The sequence below is a fragment of the Furfurilactobacillus sp. W61-4 genome (genome assembly GCF_057545565.1).
Genome location: NZ_BAAJNZ010000004.1, coordinates 176,569 through 196,104 on the forward strand (window position 1 = coordinate 176,569; position 19,536 = coordinate 196,104).

Here is a 19,536-nt window from a genome sequence, read left to right on the forward strand (position 1 = left end):
TAATGCTTAGTTTCTACGAAAAAATGTCTTATTCTCACTAATTTCGGCGAGGCATTCTGACGATGTTATTCGATACCCTCTTGCTCGCGGACAACATCGGCAATTTCGTCAACATACCCATCCACAGCTGTCTGCGTCGGTGCTTCGGCCATGACCCGCAGCAATGGTTCTGTCCCACTTGGGCGTACCAATACACGCCCGTCGCCAGCCATTTTAGCTTCAACCTTATCGATAGCGGCCTGAATTTCAGGATTATCCAATGCTGCTTTTTTATCGCGAACTTTTACGTTAACCAGTTTTTGCGGATATTTAGTCACTTCGCTCGCCAATTCAGAAAGCTTCTTACCGGTGACTTTAACGATATACATCAACTGTAAGGCGGTTAACATACCATCGCCGGTCGTGTTGAAATCTAAGAAGACAACATGCCCAGACTGCTCGCCACCCACGTTGTAGCCATCCTTAAGCATTTCTTCAACCACGTAGCGATCGCCCACCTGCGTCTGAACACTATGCATGCCATTGGCCTCTAGTGCTTTGTACAAACCGATGTTACTCATCACCGTGGTCACAACTGTATCTTTTTTCAAACGCCCGTGCTCACTCATGTACTTACCACAGATGTACATGATTTTGTCACCATCAACCACTGCTCCATTTTCATCGACTGCGATACAACGATCTCCGTCGCCGTCAAAGGCTACCCCGAGCTCTGCGCCTTGTTCCACGACGAACTTTTGTAACGCTTCAGGGTGAGTTGAACCAACCCCATCGTTAATGTTTAAACCATTAGGTGAAGTTGCCATCGTATCAAAATCAGCATCCACGTCAGCAAATAAGCGTGACACTAATTTACTTGTTGCCCCATTGGCGGCGTCGACGGCAATGTGTAAGCCGGACAACTCGTCAGGAATCGTCTGCCCAAGAAACTGTGTATATTTAGCGACACCTTCTTGATAATCCTCGACGGTCCCTAATCCATCCGCGGACGGCCGTGGCAATTCATCCACTGGTGCATCCAACAAGGCCTCAATCTCTTCTTCCATCGCATCCGACAATTTGAAACCATCATTACCAAAGAATTTGATCCCATTATCAGCTACTGGATTATGCGAAGCAGTGATCATAACGCCTGCATCAGCCTGTTGAACACGCACAAGGTAAGCCACACCGGGGGTCGTAATAACCCCTAGTTTTAAGACCTCAATTCCCACCGACAATAAACCGGCAACCAACGCTTCTTCTAACATTTGTCCAGAGATCCGCGTGTCGTGAGCCACGAGCACTTGGGGTTGACGATCACCTTCGGCGTGTTGGGTCAAAACGTATCCGCCAGCTCGGCCCAAACGAAACGCTAGTTCAGGGCTCAAATCCTGGTTGGCAATCCCACGTACACCATCTGTTCCAAAATACTTCATCTTAAAAATTCCTCATTTCAATATTGACTTATGACCCACTTGCAGCACTGCTAGATCCACTGGTTGTTCCATCACTGGCAGATGAAGACGTCGCACTCGATTCACCAGTGGATGTCGTACTAGACGTGCCACCCTGCGCGCCCGCATCGGTGCTGACTGCCGTCACCTTAATCGTAACAGCAGCACTGGTGATTGAATAGCTACGAAGTCCAGCGGCACTCGGAGTTAAATTAACTTGTTGCTTCGACGTGCCCAAAGGTAGTCCAGACACATCAACAGGAATCGTAATCGTGTCCTTGAGTTTGTCGATTGCAGACTTGGTACCATAGACAACTAGACTGTCCACATCTCCTGACAAGTCATAATTTCGATCACCAGCACCATTAACTGCACTATACTTAACCGTTACCTTTTTCGAGCTCTCATCAGAAGTAATTGGAATCTTCACGGTAGTTGTGGCAGGCGTAATAACCACGTTAACGGTCCGCCCGTTGCTATCCTGTGCCTCCAATTGGGCGGTAACATTTAACGTAGACGTACTGTTCTTAGTCAGGTTAACTGGGGCAACGACCTGTGCCACTTGCTCAACTTGATCACTGGCACCCGTAACGGTTACTTTAGTCACAGAACTGGAAGGGGTGCCAATCTGGTAACCACTTGCTAAATTGCTGGCATCATATTTGACGTGAACCGGCAACGTTACCGTGGCACGACGCGCAATCGTCACGTTGATATTTTGTGGTTGAATTTGATAAGTTAATTCCTTATTCAAACCGGTCGCAACCAATTTCACTTTATGTTTGCCCATTGATAAACCGCGCAAATTTGCGTTAATCGTGAAATTCTGGGTATTAGTGGTGGCTGTCACTAAGGCCGCCGGACCGGTTACTTTAACCTTAACGCGTTCCGGGTACCCCGTGACAAAATACTTATTAGAATTAACATTGAGCTGAAGCGGAACCGAAATCGTTGCCGTCTTAGTTGATGTGAGTGAAGAGATCCGGCTCCCATTGGTTGGACGCGCTAAACGCGTGTCATTAGCAGCAGTATTCGTGACATAAATCACCATTAAAATCGCGAGTATCAGCGCCATCAGCCGATAAAACCAGGCGCTGTTCAAGAACCGATTAAAAGGTTTCATTGCCGGCCACCCCCTCGAAATAATCGATTAACTGCATCTAAGAACCAATTATGGCGTTCCGGTTCAGCAGGAATCAATTGTTTGCGCAGGTAATTTAAATAGTCCTCTTGTGACAAGTTGCGCATCATTTCGTTGTTTCGTGTAAACATTACTTCACCGGTCTCTTCAGAAACCACGATGGTTAACGCATCAGTCACCTCACTAATGCCGACCGCCGCTCGATGACGTGTCCCTAATTCTTTAGGAATTAGGTTGCTGTCAGACAATGGCAAGTAAGCCGTGGCAGAAGCAATCCGATTATCCTTAATAATCACCGCCCCATCATGCAGCGGCGTGTTTGGGATAAAAATATTAATAAGCAATTCACCCGTCACATCTGCATCCAAATCAATACCAGTCTCGATGTATTCCTCCAGACCGGTTTCCATTTGAATCGCAATCAACGCGCCAATTCGCCGTTTACTCATGTATTGAATGGCTTTATCTAACGATTCAATTAAATTCTCTTCATCATCGTAAACAGTTCGCCCGCGTTGAATAAACGATCCGCGGCCTAGACGTTCGAGTCCTTGCCGAATCTCAGGTTGGAAAACGATAACTAAGGCAATGACACCCCAATTAATCACTTGATCCATTACCCAAGAAACTGTCTCTAAGCCTAAATACCAACTCGCGATTTTAATGACAATAATCACTAAAATGCCACGAAATAGCATCACAGCACGAGTCCCTCGTAATAACATGATGAGTTCATAGATCACAAACCAAATCACCAATACATCAAGCAACCGGGCTGCGTTACCCCAGGTGATCCAACTAATGGGATCGAATACCATAGCGATCCTCCTATACTTAACAAATCTCAGCCATACCGCCAGAAATATAGCAGTACAACTTATTCAGGCTACATTATAGCAGATTTAGTGATTCCACACGACTAGTCTACCGGACGGTTAGCTTCCGTTTGCAGGTCTTCCCCCAGCATCAAAACATTTTCTGAATAGTTGACATACTGGCGCAAATTTGCAGCCATAATCGCGTTGATGCGACCGGCCTCCAGAAGTTCGGAAACAGCCGTTCGTTCCGCCGCCAGAGCCTTAACTCGTAACGCCTGGCGAGCTAAATCATATTGCTCTTGTTGAGCAATTTTAGTGGCCGTACTGGATTTGCGCCGTTCAATTCGGTAACGATAATGAACAATCAAGTGGTAGACACTTTGTCGTTGTTGCACATTTTTCTTATGATGATCTTGCTTAAAAAAACGCGATAGCTGACGAATAGCGGCCTTCGCCGTTTCCGTTTCAATCAAGACTTGTTGGGCACGAAAACCGGCCATATCATTACCAGTCAATAAAATTGTCAGTCGACGAATCCCGTGACGAATTAGTTGACGTGCAGTCCGCCACGCCGGGAGTGGTTCATGGCGTTGGCGCGCGTCAGCGTTCAATAGTCGCCGATTAATTTGCCGTTGATAATATCGATAAATCCAACCACCGGTACGACCAGCCTCTCGTAGCGCATTTAATTGAGCCAATTCGCCACGCAAGGCCACTCGGCGAATTTCCACCTCAAATTCAACCATTTTCGCGACTTCAGTTGACGGCTTGGTTCGTAATTCAAAGCGACGAATAATAAATTGATAATCCAGCATCAGATCATAAGCAGCGCGTTGATTTTCCGGTCGCCGTTGAACTTCAATCGCTGCGACAGCGGTCTTGGCAAGATATGTTTTTGCTTCATCCAGACTCAACAAGCTTCGCTCTGTGGCGTTGCGGTCATCAGTGCCGACCATTTCCTCTAGCAAATCCACCTGGCTCCCCCGGGTGACCAGTAAAGCACCATGCCGGCTTAGCAAAGGCAGCGTCACCGCTGCTACCACTAAACTCACCACGATAACGCCGGCAGCAACGAATAGAATAAGTGAACGTTCAGGAAACGGTGCGCCGCCAGCAACCGTTATCGGAATGGTCAGTACGCCAGCCAAGGTGATTGCACCGCGCACACCGGTCAGACCAGAAATAACAGCAGTTTTCAACGTCACCGGTGGTACGTTGCGTTCCCGCCGACTGAACCGTCGTACCCCCGCATACAGATAAATCCAAAGCACCCGCGTTAAAAATAAGATCGCCCAAGCTAATACCACGTACCCGACTGCGCCAAGGGTTCCTGTCGCCGGATCAGCAATTGTCGCCTTAGTGGCGCTCGGTAGCTCGTCACCCAAAATAATAAATACAATTCCATTTAGAACATACACGATAATATCCCAGGTTCGTTCCACTAGTAAACGCTGTTCAGGGACATCTTCAACCAATCGGCTTTCATTCAAATGAGCTAAAACACCGGCAGTTACCACTGCAATCACGCCAGACGCGTGGATCATCTCGGCACCAATGTAGACAACAAACGGACTCACGAGTTGCAAAACCGTATTAAAGACCGGATCATTAATCCCCGATCGCCGTAACGTTTCGCGTAACATTTGCAAAAGAGTCATGCCAGCAAAACCAACTAAGAAGCCGACTAAACTGGTGTATAGGAAGTCCCCAGTAGCGGTCCAGATTGAAAATGTGCCCGTCACTGCAGCTGCTAAAGCATATTTGAAGCCAATCAGACCACTGGCATCGTTAATCAAGCTTTCACCACTCACTAGGTGAATAATTGCTGGTGGCAAGCTGACTTGTTCAGCAATCGAAGTCACTGCCACGGGGTCGGTTGGTGACAAAATGGCTGCTAAAGCGAACCCCACCGCCAGTGGTAACCCAGGAATTAACAAGTGAAATAGCCAACCACCAAAAATAGTGGTCAAAAAGACGAGTAAAACGGCATTCGCCAAAATTGGTCCGCGTAATGTCCATAACTCACTTTTAGGAAACCGCCGCCCATCATTAAAGAGCAATGGCGCAATAAAGAGTAGTAAGAACCAATCTGTTTCCAAGGGGATGGTAATATGAAAGATCACCGACCACAGGAGACCTAACACGACTTGAATTAAGCTAACGGGGATGTTTTCTAAAAAATGATCTAAGACATTCGATAATAAAACCAGTAAGACTAAAACGATGACGGCTTCAATAATATTCATGTTAGCATCCCCTTCTGAACTTGCCTTTTCATGTTAAAGAAACTGGCGTGGCTCCGGTCAATTTCCCGTCATCCACGCCAGTTTCAGGCTACTTACGTCCGGCGACATCTTCACCAATAATCCGGACTTCTGTTTCTAAGTGCACACCAAATTTGGCCGCCACTGTCTCTTGAACGTGCTTAATCACCGCCAAATAATCACTGGCGGTCGCGTGACCAACATTAATAATAAACCCAGCATGTTTTTTGGAGACTTGCGCTCCACCAAAGGTATATCCACGTAAGTCCGCATCCGTGATCAATTTGCCGGCGAAATAACCCGTCGGTCGCTTAAACACCGAACCACAAGACGGATATTCTAGCGGTTGTTTGGCCGCTCGTCGTTCATTTAGATCATCCATCAGCGCACGAATCTGCGTGTCTTTGCCTGGAGCAAGTGTGAATGTCGCACTAATGACGATGTCTCCAGTCTCTTGAACCAAACTATGCCGGTAGCCAAAGTCCATCTGCTCGTTTGAATAGGTTTTGAAATCCCCATCACGGGTGATGACTTCGACTTCGCTCACGACATCCTTAACTTCGCCACCGTAAGCGCCGGCATTCATAAAGACCCCACCGCCCACACTGCCCGGAATACCAGCAGCAAATTCCAGTCCGGTTAAACTGGCTTCATAAGCTGCCTCCGTCGCATCAATGAGTCGGGCACCAGCATCTGCTTTAACTTGTTGACCAACGACACTGATCGTTTTCATGGCCGTTAAAATAACGACCAGGCCCCGAATACCACCATCCTTAACAATCAAATTGCTAGCATTGCCAATAATGGTCAGTGGTAATGCTGTGGTCCGAGCAAAGGTGACCAAAGCCGCCACTTGTTCGCGAGTTTGCGGAAAGGCCAGCCAATCTGCTGGTCCACCTGTTTTTGTATTCGTAAAATGACTCAATGATTCATTTTCCATGATGTCAAAATCTGTAAAGATTGACTGCAATTCCACTTTTTGCATGTTCTCACCCATTTAATTAACTCCTACATAAATGCCGTTCTTTTATTTTACCACGAAATTCATCAGCACCGTGATCTGGGTGATGAAAGACTTTTTCAAACCGCTTATGTTAGAATCAAGGCAATTAAATGCAAAGGACGACCATTAAAATGAAATTTATTTCGTGGAACATAAACGGTCTGCGGGCTATTTTAAAGCGCGGCTTAGAACAAACCTTACTTGATCTTGACGCGGACGCAATTTGTTTACAAGAAACCAAATTACAAGCCGGCCAAGCAACCGTCACACTGCCCGGTTACCATCAATTCTGGAATTATTCTGAACGTCCAGGGTACGCAGGCACCGCCATTTTCACTAAACATGAACCGTTGCAGGTGACTTATGGCCTAAACGAGCCCGAATTCGATCATGAAGGTCGGGTAATTACGCTCGAATACCAAAATTACTATTTAATCACTAGCTATACACCCAATTCTGGGCAAGAGCTAAAACGATTAGATTTTCGAAATGATTGGGATCAGGTCTTTCGAGAATATGTAAAACGACTCGCCACGAATAAGCCGGTCATTTTTTGCGGTGATTTAAACGTCGCCCATGAAGAAATCGATTTGAAGAACCCAAAGACTAATCATCATCGAGCCGGGTTCACAGATACAGAACGAACCAACTTCACAACGCTGCTAGCATCCGGCTTTACCGACAGCTTTCGTCATTTCTATCCAGACGCAACTGGACAATATTCCTGGTGGAGTTATCGGTTCAATGCGCGTCGGAATAATGCGGGGTGGCGAATTGACTATTTTGTCGTCTCTAATCCACTGATGCCCCAAATTCAGGATGCTAAAATTCTCAGTGATGTCCTAGGCTCTGATCATTGTCCGGTTGAATTGGATACTGATGAACTTGTCTAACCGGCTCATCACGATTCTTGTTTGGACTAATTAACGCACACCTTTTTCACTTTACTTTTTGAACTGCTCGGCCTAGACTAGGCCCATTCGTTTTCTTGAACAATCAGCCATACTATGGAGGATGCAGCCGTGAACTTTGTCGCAATGGATTTTGAAACAGCTAGCGCTCAGCGGCATAGTGCCTGTTCATTGGCGCTAACTGTTGTTCGCCACAATCAAGTGGTGGATGAATTTTATACCTTAATTAAGCCTGACACTGAATTTTCGTGGCGCAATGTTCAAATTCATGGGATACACGAGCGTGACGTCGCCGATGCACCAACTTTTCCGGAGGTTTGGCCACATATCAATCAGTTTTACACGAATAATCAACTGGTTGTGGCACACAATGCCCCTTTTGATAATGGTGTTTTGAAAAGTACGCTGGCTCATTATGAACTCGCGCCGACCCACTATTTAACACTAGATACCGTCAAAACAAGTCGCCGCTTTTTCCCCGACTTTCCTAACCACCGACTCAACACTGTTAGCGAGCGACTCAACATTGAACTGGATCACCATCACAATGCCTTAGACGATAGCCTAGCTTGTGCTAATATTCTAATCTACCAAGATCAACACTTTGGTGCCTCGGCCATCAAACCCTTTATGAAACTACTTTAAGCCGCATCAAAAAACCACCCGCAATTGCTGGGTGGTTTTTTGATTTAATCGCTTCGTCATTCCTTAGGTTGATGGACATGATGGATCGTTAAGCGCATTGTCTGTGCCGGAACAGCTTTCCCAATCGCATTTTGCACGCTGACTGATTCGCTTACTTGAAAGCCTAAGTTGCGATAAAGCCGCTTAGCATAAGTGTTTTCCAGTTGCACGGTGAGCACAATTTCAGCTAGTTGACTAGCCGTTTTGGCCCAATACAGCATTTCTTCCATTAACGCGGAACCGAGGCCTTCATTCCAAAAGGCTTTTAATACAGCCACGCCGATTTCTCCCCGCTCATCGTCAATGGCAACAATGCTACCGATCCCGATCAGCTGGCCGCCATAATCGGCAACCATGAGATGGTTTTTGGGCGAGGCCATCATGAGCGCAATTTGTTGCGCCTCTTCGGTCACATTCAAATGACCTAATTGTGGATCGGCGGTAAACGTTGTTGATTCATGCTGTAGTGTAGTCAACAAAGCTAAAAGTGCAGCAGCATCACTTTCAGTTGCGGGGCGAATATCAACGGTTGCTTCACTCATGATTTAAATCCTCCAACTGTTCAACAAGTTTTTGATAATGGTCACCCTGTGAAATGAAATTCAGTCGCCGAGTGTCTTCGTTGGCCGCTACCCGACGTAACTGAATCATTAGATAATTAGCTGGGAGCTGATCTTCCACAAATTGAGACCATTCAATGACACTTACACCGTCACCGGTAAAATACTCCTCCAGACCTAATTCACCACCACCACCGGCTTCAAGTCGATAGACATCCATATGATAAAGAGGCAAGCGGCCTTCCTGATACTCACGAATAATGGTAAATGTGGGACTTTTGATTGGTCGCTTGATCCCTAATCCCAAGGCTAGTCCCTTGGTGAAGGTCGTCTTTCCCGTGCCAAGATCACCATCTAGCAAGATGACATCCCCACTAGTCACCAATGAACCAACTTCGCGACCGAGGTCTTGGGTTTGTTCTGCTGTTGTTGTCGTTAATGAAAACATCTTACGCTCTCCTACTACCTAAATATTAAACCCTCTAAAAACAAACAGACAACCGTCCGCCACTGGGTGGAACAAGGTCGTCTGCCTCTGTTTACCTAAATTTATTTAACCGATTGAGCGGCTGTGATAATGGCAACTTTGTAAACATCCTCTTCGTTAGCGCCTCGAGATAAGTCAGAAACTGGCTTATTCAAGCCTTGTAGAATAGGTCCAATCGCCTCAAATCCACCAAAGCGTTGCGCAATCTTATAGCCGATATTCCCGGATTGCAACTCTGGGAAGACAAACACTGTTGCGTGGCCAGCCACCTTGGAACCAGGTGCCTTAGCTGCACCAACGCTGGGGACAAAGGCCGCGTCAAATTGCAGCTCACCGTCAAGGGCCAAGTCCGGTTGTTGTTCATTGGCTAGCTTCGTGGCTTCTTGAACCTTCGTCACCATCTCCCCTTTAGCGGAGCCTTTAGTGGAGAAACTCAGCATAGCAACTTTAGGATCAATATCAAACACTTGCGCCGTTTGAGCAGATTCTAACGCAACTTCGGCCATCCCGGCAGCATCTAATTCAATGTTGATGGCACAGTCAGCGAATAGGTAACGTTCGTCGCCCTTTTGCATCACAAAAGCACCGGAAATTCGTTTGACCCCTGGTTTAGTCTTGATGATTTGTAAAGCTGGGCGAACCGTATCTCCCGTTGGATGAACTGCCCCAGAAACCATCCCATCGGCTTGATCCATGTAAACGAGCATTGTGCCAAAGTAGTTGACGTCTTTCAACCACTCAGCTAATTGATCACGGGTATTCTTGCCAGCCCGGCGCTCTTCCAATGCATCCAGCATTAAGCTTAACTTATCACTTGGATATGTCTCTGGATCAATGATCAAAACATCATTCGTGCTTAAACCTGCCGTTGCGGCTGCTTGTTCAATAGCATCTGCATGTCCCAATAGAATCGGCTTTAAAAGACCATCCTTAGCTAGGCGAACTGCAGCACCTAAGATGCGGGGATCTTCCCCTTCAGGAAAAACAATCGTCTTATCTTGACCACTAATTTTGTTCTTCAAACTATCAAATAAATCCATCGTGCGTTCCTCCAATATAATAAGTGTGAGTTTTCTCTAGCTTATGCCTCATTGAGATCCGCCATTGAAACCGAAGTTGGTAATTGCCAATCAATGGGTTGTTCACCCATCGCAATTAACGCTTCATTGGTTTTCGAAAACGGCTTCGAACCGAAAAAGCCACGGTGAGCTGACAATGGGCTAGGATGTGGTGATTGCAAGACAATGTTACGACTTGTATCAATCAGCTTGATCTTATCACGTGCTGCCCGTCCCCAAAGAATAAAGACCACTGGACGCTCACGCTCTGATAATTTTTTGATCGCCGCATCGGACAATTGCTCCCACCCCTTACCGGCATGAGAGAAGGCAACACCGTCTCGAACCGTCAAAACAGAGTTCAGTAACAAAACACCTTGTTGGGCCCAGGCTTTCAGAAAGCCGTGATTCACCGGTTTGATGCCCAAATCACTGTCGAGCTCTTTATAAATATTTTGCAGCGATGGCGGTACTTGCACACCCGGCATCACAGCAAAGCTCAAACCAAAAGCTTGTTTTGGCCCATGATAGGGATCCTGGCCTAAAATAACGACTTTAACTTCATTAAAAGGCGTCCATTCAAAGGCAGTAAAGATATGATTCATATCAGGGTAAATTGTTTGGGTCTGGTATTCGTGTTTTAAAAAGCGATGGAGCTCTTGATAGTAGGCTTGTTCAAATTCTGGCTGCAAGACCTGCCACCAATCGTTATGAATAAACGGTTTCATACTTGGCACCTCGGGTTTCATTGTAGCAGACTCATCCAACAAAATAAATTGGATCGTTACCTTTTTGAAAGCGAATTCATTGAACCACGTGGTACAATACAGCTATGCTCACGTAACTGGTCAAAGGAGGCTATGATGCGCCAATTATTTATTCGTCAAACACCGGGCTTACTTAATGGCGTACGACCGGTCTTAGATCATCAACATCAGCCAGTTTACCTCTTGTCTGGTCAGTTTGGCTGGTCACGGGCTCAAATGATCGCCTCAACGCCGGCCGGAAAAATCTTGGCCGAAGCAAAACAGCTTTCACTAGGTGTGATGCCCAAGTTTGCGTTACTTTATAACAACAAGGAAGTTGGCGCTGTTAGTCGATCGCTTGGTTTTTGGCGAGAAGTCGTCTATATTCGCGGCCTCAACTGGGTGGTAATGGGCAATTTGGTAGCTGGCAAGTACAAGATCTATCATGGCACCCATGTCGTCGCAACGATGAGTACTCTCACAGGTACCGATGGCGACTACCAACAGGTCAGTGTTACAAATCATTCTGCGGAACCTGTCTGTTTATTAATCGCTGCCATTATGGATCGCTGGGCCAAACAAAAGTCACGTCGGCTTAACCATCAGCGCGCGAATCGGTTAGCTAGGGAACCAAAATTATTGGGACCCGAATGTCACAAATTACCGACTTCGTTAAGAAAAAATCAATCATTATGATTCGATCGTTCAGCGGGTTAAATCGCCTTTTACCCCTGGATGGTCGTTTTTTTTATGTCCAAATGCCTTTGTAGCAAGCTTTAGCCCACTTCATTTGCTGTTGAAAGCCCCTCCATTGCCGTCAGCGTCGAATTAATTGAGCATTGAAACTATTTTCGTCCCAACAATATTACGAAATGTTGCAAAAACTGAATTTTATGACAAACCAACCCGTTTTTGTAATGTCCACGGTATTGGTATGTTATTTACACCCTGTATAGTAAGCATCGTTGTTTAGAGGAAGACAACAGCTCAACTCATTAGTATGACGTCGAGTTCCCTTAGCCCGCTGCTTTGAGCAACGGTGCCACACAGAAAATAGGAGTGAAAATTTCTACATGACATTCAAACAAATCTTAGTTTCAACTTTAAGTGCCGGTGCTTTATTGGCTGCTGGCACAATTGCTGCCAACGCGGACACTAACGTAACGGTTCAAAGCGGTGACACGGTTTCTGAATTGGCAACAGCTAATGGCTCAACGATCGATGCGATCGTGAACGCTAACCAATTGACTAATGGTGGTAATTTAATCTACGTTGGCCAAACATTGGTTATCCCTGATGGCAACACAACTGCAACTGCTGCGCCAGCAACGACAAGTGCGTCAACGACAGCCGCGCCGGTTGCTCAGGCAACAACGCCGGCTGCACCTGCTGCTACCAGTCAAGCTCAAACTCAGCCAACTGCCACAGTAACTCCCGCACCAGCTACAACTGCATCAACAACGACCCCTGCCGCTAGTTCTTCTGATGAAGCAGCCAAGGCCTACATTGCAGCCGGTGAATCAGGCGGTTCCTACACGGCAACAAATGGTCAATACATTGGTAAATACCAATTAACTTCTAGTTACTTGCACGGTGACTACTCCGCTGCTAACCAAGAAGCAGTCGCCACCCAATATGCTATCTCACGTTACGGCTCTTGGACGGCCGCCGCTGCCTACTGGTCAGCACACCATTCATGGTAAGGTAAACTTTAATCGGTGACGATTAATTTTAAAATAGGTACAAAAAAAGAGAGCGGGACATAAGTCACTTTGCACAGTGACTTATGTCCCGCTCTCTTTTTGGCGAGTTAGATTAGAAAGAGAATTTAGATTTTGAGTTTATCCGAGCTTTTAATAGTCACTACCCTCTTTATTTTTTTGATTATTCACAAAAAAAGGGGCAGTTGTTTACTTTAACTAAAGTACACTTACTTTTAGTAAACCGCGATTAATTCACCCAGCAATTTACAAAGTTGAATATTATATGATTAAGCCAAAATGAAATTAACTTGGAGGATATTGTATATGAAATATTTTATTACTGGAGCAACAGGACACTTAGGTCGCGTAATTACTAATGAGTTGAGTCAATATGTTGACAATGAAAGCATACGTTTAGGAGTCCATACGGAGAGCAAAGCCCAATCTTTAAAGGATCAGGGTTGCGAAGTAGTACCAATCGATTTCTTCAAGCAGGACACTCTTTTATCAGCTTTTAGAGATGTTGATTTTCTGATTTACGTTGCTAGCAAGAGTCTTGATAGTTTTAGTCGGGTACAAGAACTGGAAAATGTTATTAAGGCTGCTGAAAGCAGTAAGGTAAAACATATTCTGTCGATGGGTTTTATTGCTGATCAGGCTAACAATCCGTTTGATTTAAGCGCATTTTATGGGTATTTACCGCGCCGCTTAGCTAGTTCATCGATATCATACAACATTTTACGGAATGCTTTATACGCAGATCCGTTGATTCCATACTTGCCAGAGCTGATTGAACGAAAGAATGTGATATATCCGGTCGGGGATCAGGCAATTAGTTTTGTGAGTTTGCAAGATAGTGCAGAAGCATTTGTGAGGGTAGCAACAACACCTGAATTACAAGTATCCGGTCGGATTTATACTTTAACGCAGGATCAGAACTATACAATGAAGCAGTTAGCCAATATTTTAAGTGAAGTTTCTGGTAAACCAATTGGTTATCGTCCAGTTAGTTTGGAAGAATTTGAAAACATTTACAACGAAGGTAATGCGGGGCATATGCTAAGTTCATTATATGCTGGTGGTTCATTGGGATTGTTGAATGAGATAAGTCTGGACTTTAAGCTAATTATGGGACATAGCGCAACAAACATGCATGATTTTTTGACAGATCATTGGAATAAATAATTTAAAGCGAAAAAGGTTTTGAGCAGACGAATTATCATGTCATGTTTCAAAACCTTTTTTCTTATACTTGAAGACCGGCCGATTATTTTCTTTCCATGCGATTTCTAAGTTAAATACTCGTCGAAATATAACTTGATATCCCTTCCAAATACCAAAAGCCGTCAAGAAAATTACGGCAAAAATGATCAATGATAAAAAATCATTGACTGAGTTAAGTGTCGTAAATAAACTTAGTGAACTAATTATAAAAACACTCAAGATTGCTGCACATGTCATTGAAAATATTAAACGAAGACTTTTTTCTTTTCTTGTAAGATTTCTTCTTCGAATGAGATACTCTTGATCATTCTTTACAAATTCAGGAAATTGCATCCGCCCTCCACGACCATCTGACACTGTTTTCCCTTCTGGTGTCGAATGATAACCTAATTTAAACGCAAGATAATACCCTACCTCAGTTAAAATCTGCCAAATAATAAAAGCAAACAGAAAACAGACTGTATATGTGCAAGAAACAGCAACATACACCCACCACAGGATAAACTGAAAAAGACACCATAAAAATACTACAAACTTAAATTTCCGCTGACTCATTACATAGTCATCATTCGAATGATTTTTAAATTCACGCTGATTACGTTTCTGAATTCCACCTAGCTTTCCGCTCTTCATCTTCTTCATTGCTGCGCTCATCATTCTCATAATTAACCGCCTTTCTTGGCACGTGAGTTCAGGTACCTTCCAAGTAAGGGTGTGCGCTGTCTGTGGAAACTTGTAGTTGGCTTGGGCAACTTCCCCTAGGCAAGAAAAAAAGGCGTCTCCGTCTTTTTCATTCTTGTCAGCAGGACTGCCTACTCGGCAAGAGCAAGCGTGGCACGCTTGACCGAATTAAAAATATTAATCAAAATATATTTTTAAAATGCTTTTAAGGTTTTCTTTTTGGCCTTTATAACCAATCACGAATGGTGAAATAAAAAAATTTAATGCATCCGAATCTATAGGCTTAATACTTAACTTATATCCGAAAAATTTCTTTTTCATATCCAATGTTTCTATATGCTCTTTTTCTAGCTGGTAAATTTCTTCACTTAAGTCCCCCCAAAATGCTACAGGCAATAGGAAAATACCTTTATCACAAAAGGAAATAATAAAGTATGAGTTTTCAACGGTCCCCCATACAAAGTAAGTGTTACTATCAAGTAAATTATTAGTATTCAAAAAATCTCTAATGTCATTCTGTTTTAATAGCTTCATTTATATCTTCCCTCAGTTGTTCTACAACTACTAAACAACTTTTACCTGAAGCATTGCCCTCAAATTAAAGCGCCTTACGACATAATCTTGAGGGTACTAGTTGGTAGGGGATCTTAGTCCGTATAAAGATTGTCGAAAAATATGATTTTTAAACGAAATAATAATTTAGGCCCATAGTATTCTACAAATATAATATCGAGAAAGTATAGTTACCCCTTCACATTTTTATGCTCGTTTATTTTAAGGGGGGTCAGGGAATTAACCGCAAAATTAAATCATTAAAGAATCACTGTTATGGTTTTAGAAACTTGAGTCACTTCTTCGTACGCATTCAACTACTTTGTGAGTAAAGAAAAAGACGCTCCGGGGAGCGTCTTTTTCTTAAATATTGAACGACCAACACGATTTGACATTGAGCCAAAATTCATCGAATCTTACCGGATCTAATCTTAGATTAGTTTTGGTACTTCGTTACTGACGACGGGCCAACTCACGATCAATTTCTCGTTGCTGATCCCGTTGTTTTAGCGTCTGGCGCTTATCATATTCCCGTTTTCCCTGAGCAACACCAATCAATACCTTCGCGTAGCCGTGTTTAATGTACACTCGTAGGGGCACAATGGTCCGCCCTTTTTGGGCCACGGCTGCGAGTAACTTTTTAATCTCTTGTTTATGCAACAATAAGCGTCGCATTCGCAGTGGATCATGGTTAAACCGGTTACCTTGAGTAAACTCGGCAATATTAACATTCATCAAGTACGCTTGCCCATTTTTGATGGATACGAAGCCATCACCAATCGTAATTCGCGCTGCACGCACTGATTTAATTTCTGTCCCAGTTAGTTCGATTCCCGCCTCGTAGGTTTCTAAAATGGTGTAGTCATGGCGGGCTTTTCGATTATTTGCCAATGCATCATTGCCAGCAGACTTTCTTTTAGCCATTTTTACACCTACCTTTCAGATTCAAAGACGCTTACTTTTTATGATCACTGTGAAAATTTGTCTTGCCGCTACGACCGGCACGATTGCGGTTGCTTTGATAGTGATTAACTTTTTTCACGCCATTTTTTTCGTCCCGTGATGAATTATTGTGGAAATTCCGATTACCGCGGTTATTGCCACCATTTCGACGGCCACCATTACCGCGATTATCATGGGGCACCCGAATATCCGTTGTCGGCGCTGTTCGTGGATCGACAATCGTGAAGTCGACTGCAGCGGCATCTTTGTCCACTTTTTCCAAATGAACTTTAATTGGTTGGCCAATTTGGAAAATATGGTGGTGTCGTTCACCGATTAAGGCAAGATGACTTTCATCAAAGCCATAGAAGTCATCTTTCATGTTAGAAATATGGACAAGTCCTTCGACTGTATTGGGCAATTCCACAAACATGCCAAATTTCAGTACGGAACTAACCACCGCATCGAAATCTTCACCCACATGATCCGCCATATATTCAGCTTTCTTCATGTCATCTGTTGCCCGCTCGGTATCAATTGAGCGCCGTTCCCGCTCAGAGGTATCTTTAGCAATCTGGAGCAATTCGTCTGCATAGTGGGCCTTGGCCTCATCAGATGTCCCCTGGGCTGCATACCAGCGAATCATCCGGTGAACCATATCATCAGGGTACCGACGAATTGGTGATGTGAAATGTGTGTAATATTCAGCGCCTAAACCAAAGTGACCCAGCGGTTCATCTGAGTACTTGGCCTGCTTCATTGAGCGCAACATCATAGTTTGCACCATCTGTTCTTCAGGCGTACCAGCAACATCTTTCAAGACACTTTGAAGCATTTTGGGCTTCAGATTGTTAGGATCTCCCTTGACGTTAATACCAAAAACATTCAGCAAGTCAAAGAAACTCTTTACTCGATCACCATCTGGCGTTTCGTGAACACGATACAAGAATGGGACATGTAGCCGATCATAGTGCTCAGCAACCGTCTCATTAGCAGCTAACATGAACGATTCGATCATCCGCTCTGCCAATCCACGGTCACGAAGTTCAATATCAATTGGATGACCACTCTCATCAACGATAATTTTGGCTTCTGGTGCATCAAAATCAATGGCTCCTCGTTGATGGCGTTTCTTCACCAGGGCCTTGTGCAACTCAGCCATGTCTTCAAACATGCCGACTAGATCATCATACCGGGCCATCGTTTTTGCGTCATGAGCCTCTAAAATTTTATTAACTGCTTTATAGGTCATCCGCGCATGGCTACGCATCAAACTAGGATAAATTTTATGATTAACAACCTTCCCAGTTGGGTCAATCTCCATATCACAGGTCATGGACAGGCGTTCAACACCTTCATTTAGCGAGCAGATCCCGTTAGATAGGCGTTTAGGCAACATTGGAATCACTCGATCCGTTAAATAGACCGATGTTCCCCGCTTATAAGCCTCTTGGTCCAAAGCCGATCCTTCTTTGACATAGTAGCTCACATCGGCGATTGAAACGCCTAGATGGTAGTTACCATTGTCCAGCTTCCAGACAACCACCGCATCGTCCAAATCCTTACTTTCGATACTATCAATTGTCACTAAAGGCTGGTCGGTAATGTCAACGCGTCCAACCTTATCTGCCTCTTGAACAGTATCTGGAATCGCATTAGCTTCATCTAATACTTGTTGTGGAAACTCTGACGGCACATCATGCGCATAAACAATTTGTAAAATGTCAATACCAGGCTCATCCGCATTCCCAATCACTTTTGTCGCTACACCAGTAAGTAATTGTGGATTCAGATCACTCGGATAGGCGGTGACGTCAGCCGTCACAACTTCACCATCAACTGGATGAATGCCACCATCAGTCACATCGAATGAAAATGATACCAGTTTTTTATCTTTTAAAAGCACTTCACCAATGACACTTGGTCGTTTGGCATCTCGCTTTGATCGAAACTCACCCACAATCTGCGTGTAGTGATGTTCGGTAATCTTTGTAACTTCCCCTTCTGGCCCACGATCAGAACCCTTGTCAGCTGGGCGTAAAATTTTAATTTCCACCGTGTCGCCAGTCATCGCGTGCTTCGTATGATCCGGATTAATGTAAGCATCGGGTAATTCTTCGCCATAGCTGACAAAGCCAAAGCCCTTGTCATTACCATGAAAGGTGCCGACCAATTGCGCTTCTGGTTTTACCAGTGCCCATTTACCATCATCTGTCACCCGTACTCGTCCCGCCCGTTCAAGACTGGCTAGGGCCTGCACAGAGAGTGTGAATTCTTTTTCTGGCTGTTTTAAAGCGGTGCCAATTTCCGCAGCAGTAAACGTCCGATCCTGATGTCGATCCAAAAACGTTAAAATCTGCTCCTGTAAATTTTGATCTGCCATAGTTACCTCATTTTTCTTATGCATCAAGCATGTGATTTGTTCTAATTAAATAAATTTTTCAAAAACGTTTCAACATCGTCTTGTAATTGGTGATGTGCTTGATTAACGGTTAAGACATGACCGGCCCCTGGGTAAACGTGGAAGGAGACTTGTTTACCCAGCTTAATCATCGCGTCATAAAATGCTGCTCCGCTACGTGCATCGATCATCTCGTCAGTATCCCCTTGACCGATAAAAAAAGGTCGCTTGATCTGATCAAGATGTGGGTCCACTTCATCACGAACAAAAGCTTCGATCTCAGCCAGCTGCTGCGGATTGTGCTGAGCTAGCCAATCCAAATTCGCTTGTTTTTTTGTCTCATCTAGCGGTTCACGATCATAAATTTTTCGACTCAATTCAATAAAACTCTGGGGTACATTCGTTTCACCAACCCGGATCACTGGTGAAGCAAATGTTCCGCCGCCCACTAATTGATCATCCATTTCCAATAGCCGGGTAGCAAATAAGCCGCCCATGGATAAACCAAATACTGCAATCTGCTGATAGCCCATTGTCCGCAATCGCTGCACGGCTGTCTTAGCATCAGCTAACCATTGCGGCACACTGCCTTGCGTCAAAATATCTTTCGGCTCTAATGTGCCATGTCCGGAGAAGATTGGTGCGTAAACCGTATAGCCGGCTCGTGCTAAGCCACGTCCCAATAGCCCCATGTCATTACTGCTGCCTGAATAGGCATGCAGTAATAAAACTGCGTGAGGCCCTGCTTCAATTAAAAGCGGTTCTGGCCGCCGAAAACGAACTGTCATGGTGAACACTCCTTTATCCATTTACAAACTACGAAAAGGCATCAAAAAAGGCTGGGGTGCGCCCAGCCTGGAGTCACATTCATTACCGTGACGAAACGTCACCCTGAATTGCGAGATTTTCCTTGTGGTCGCTAACT

General features: G+C 44.6%; 20 protein-coding genes. 6 read left to right on the plus strand and 14 right to left on the minus strand.

Going from position 1 to position 19,536, the window contains the following annotated elements; translation table 11 throughout:
• Positions 1–65: 65 nt before the first annotated feature.
• The 5 genes from glmM to murB form a co-directional block, all read right to left on the minus strand.
• Positions 66–1,418 (minus strand): phosphoglucosamine mutase, encoded by a 1,353-nt coding sequence (glmM, locus tag AC27FN_RS06565; protein ID WP_487167212.1) that lies wholly within the window; start codon positions 1,416–1,418, stop codon positions 66–68.
• 28 nt (positions 1,419–1,446) lie between these two features.
• Positions 1,447–2,559 carry a CdaR family protein gene (locus AC27FN_RS06570; RefSeq protein WP_487167213.1) on the minus strand — a complete coding sequence of 371 codons (1,113 nt, stop codon included), beginning with the start codon at positions 2,557–2,559 and terminating at the stop codon, positions 1,447–1,449.
• A complete protein-coding gene (gene cdaA / locus AC27FN_RS06575; protein WP_487167214.1) occupies positions 2,556–3,395 on the minus strand; it encodes a diadenylate cyclase CdaA in 840 nt (279 codons plus the stop codon). The genes AC27FN_RS06570 and cdaA overlap by 4 nt, the downstream gene beginning before the upstream one ends.
• Before the next feature lie 101 nt (positions 3,396–3,496).
• The gene (locus AC27FN_RS06580) at positions 3,497–5,641 is read right to left on the minus strand and encodes a cation:proton antiporter (protein ID WP_487167215.1); all 2,145 of its coding nucleotides are present in this window, start codon (positions 5,639–5,641) and stop codon (positions 3,497–3,499) included.
• Between the two features lie 88 nt (positions 5,642–5,729).
• Complete coding sequence (murB, locus tag AC27FN_RS06585) at positions 5,730–6,656, minus strand: UDP-N-acetylmuramate dehydrogenase (protein WP_487167216.1); 927 nt, start codon at positions 6,654–6,656, stop codon at positions 5,730–5,732.
• Between the two features lie 137 nt (positions 6,657–6,793).
• Between murB and AC27FN_RS06590 the strand changes: the two genes are divergently transcribed.
• Positions 6,794–7,555 (plus strand): exodeoxyribonuclease III, encoded by a 762-nt coding sequence (locus AC27FN_RS06590; protein WP_487167217.1) that lies wholly within the window; start codon positions 6,794–6,796, stop codon positions 7,553–7,555.
• A 129-nt stretch (positions 7,556–7,684) separates the two neighbouring features.
• A complete protein-coding gene (locus AC27FN_RS06595; protein WP_487167218.1) occupies positions 7,685–8,218 on the plus strand; it encodes a 3'-5' exonuclease in 534 nt (177 codons plus the stop codon).
• A gap of 56 nt (positions 8,219–8,274) precedes the next feature.
• On the opposite strand, the gene AC27FN_RS06600 is transcribed toward AC27FN_RS06595, so the two are convergent.
• From AC27FN_RS06600 to AC27FN_RS06615, 4 genes are all read right to left on the minus strand, one after another.
• Positions 8,275–8,799: a GNAT family N-acetyltransferase gene (locus tag AC27FN_RS06600; protein ID WP_487167219.1), complete on the minus strand. Its 525-nt coding sequence runs from the start codon at positions 8,797–8,799 to the stop codon at positions 8,275–8,277.
• Positions 8,792–9,265: a tRNA (adenosine(37)-N6)-threonylcarbamoyltransferase complex ATPase subunit type 1 TsaE gene (gene tsaE / locus AC27FN_RS06605; protein WP_487167220.1), complete on the minus strand. Its 474-nt coding sequence runs from the start codon at positions 9,263–9,265 to the stop codon at positions 8,792–8,794. Before tsaE ends, AC27FN_RS06600 begins: the two co-directional genes overlap by 8 nt.
• 101 nt (positions 9,266–9,366) lie before the next feature.
• A complete protein-coding gene (pta, locus tag AC27FN_RS06610) occupies positions 9,367–10,344 on the minus strand; it encodes a phosphate acetyltransferase (RefSeq protein WP_487167221.1) in 978 nt (325 codons plus the stop codon).
• A gap of 41 nt (positions 10,345–10,385) precedes the next feature.
• Positions 10,386–11,090 carry a uracil-DNA glycosylase gene (locus AC27FN_RS06615; protein WP_487167222.1) on the minus strand — a complete coding sequence of 235 codons (705 nt, stop codon included), beginning with the start codon at positions 11,088–11,090 and terminating at the stop codon, positions 10,386–10,388.
• 132 nt (positions 11,091–11,222) lie between these two features.
• Between AC27FN_RS06615 and AC27FN_RS06620 the strand changes: the two genes are divergently transcribed.
• The 3 genes from AC27FN_RS06620 (at position 11,223) to AC27FN_RS06630 (ending at position 13,996) form a co-directional block, all read left to right on the plus strand.
• On the plus strand, positions 11,223–11,804 hold the full coding sequence (locus AC27FN_RS06620; protein WP_487167223.1) for an LURP-one-related/scramblase family protein: 582 nt from the start codon (positions 11,223–11,225) through the stop codon (positions 11,802–11,804).
• Positions 11,805–12,181: 377 nt separating this feature from the next.
• Positions 12,182–12,811: an aggregation-promoting factor gene (gene apf / locus AC27FN_RS06625; protein ID WP_487167224.1), complete on the plus strand. Its 630-nt coding sequence runs from the start codon at positions 12,182–12,184 to the stop codon at positions 12,809–12,811.
• A 324-nt stretch (positions 12,812–13,135) separates the two neighbouring features.
• Positions 13,136–13,996 carry an SDR family oxidoreductase gene (locus tag AC27FN_RS06630; protein ID WP_487167225.1) on the plus strand — a complete coding sequence of 287 codons (861 nt, stop codon included), beginning with the start codon at positions 13,136–13,138 and terminating at the stop codon, positions 13,994–13,996.
• A 39-nt stretch (positions 13,997–14,035) separates the two neighbouring features.
• Here AC27FN_RS06630 and AC27FN_RS06635 read toward each other — a convergent pair whose 3' ends face one another.
• On the minus strand, positions 14,036–14,677 hold the full coding sequence (locus AC27FN_RS06635; protein ID WP_487167226.1) for a hypothetical protein: 642 nt from the start codon (positions 14,675–14,677) through the stop codon (positions 14,036–14,038).
• A gap of 216 nt (positions 14,678–14,893) precedes the next feature.
• The gene (locus tag AC27FN_RS06640) at positions 14,894–15,250 is read right to left on the minus strand and encodes a hypothetical protein (protein WP_487167227.1); all 357 of its coding nucleotides are present in this window, start codon (positions 15,248–15,250) and stop codon (positions 14,894–14,896) included.
• 227 nt (positions 15,251–15,477) lie between these two features.
• Here AC27FN_RS06640 and AC27FN_RS06645 point away from each other — a divergent pair, with 227 nt between their 5' ends.
• Positions 15,478–15,600, plus strand: a complete 123-nt coding sequence (locus tag AC27FN_RS06645) for a transposase (RefSeq protein WP_487167228.1) — start codon at positions 15,478–15,480, stop codon at positions 15,598–15,600.
• Positions 15,601–15,721: 121 nt separating this feature from the next.
• Here the strand turns inward: AC27FN_RS06645 and smpB are convergent, their stop codons facing one another.
• Genes smpB through AC27FN_RS06660 form a run of 3 tightly spaced genes read right to left on the minus strand, consistent with a single transcriptional unit; the run spans position 15,722 to position 19,399 of the window.
• Entirely contained in the window at positions 15,722–16,192 is a 471-nt protein-coding gene (smpB, locus tag AC27FN_RS06650; RefSeq protein ID WP_487167229.1) for an SsrA-binding protein SmpB, read from the minus strand.
• Between the two features lie 31 nt (positions 16,193–16,223).
• The gene (gene rnr / locus AC27FN_RS06655; protein WP_487167230.1) at positions 16,224–18,593 is read right to left on the minus strand and encodes a ribonuclease R; all 2,370 of its coding nucleotides are present in this window, start codon (positions 18,591–18,593) and stop codon (positions 16,224–16,226) included.
• A 41-nt stretch (positions 18,594–18,634) separates the two neighbouring features.
• On the minus strand, positions 18,635–19,399 hold the full coding sequence (locus tag AC27FN_RS06660; protein ID WP_487167231.1) for an alpha/beta hydrolase: 765 nt from the start codon (positions 19,397–19,399) through the stop codon (positions 18,635–18,637).
• Positions 19,400–19,536: the final 137 nt, after the last annotated feature.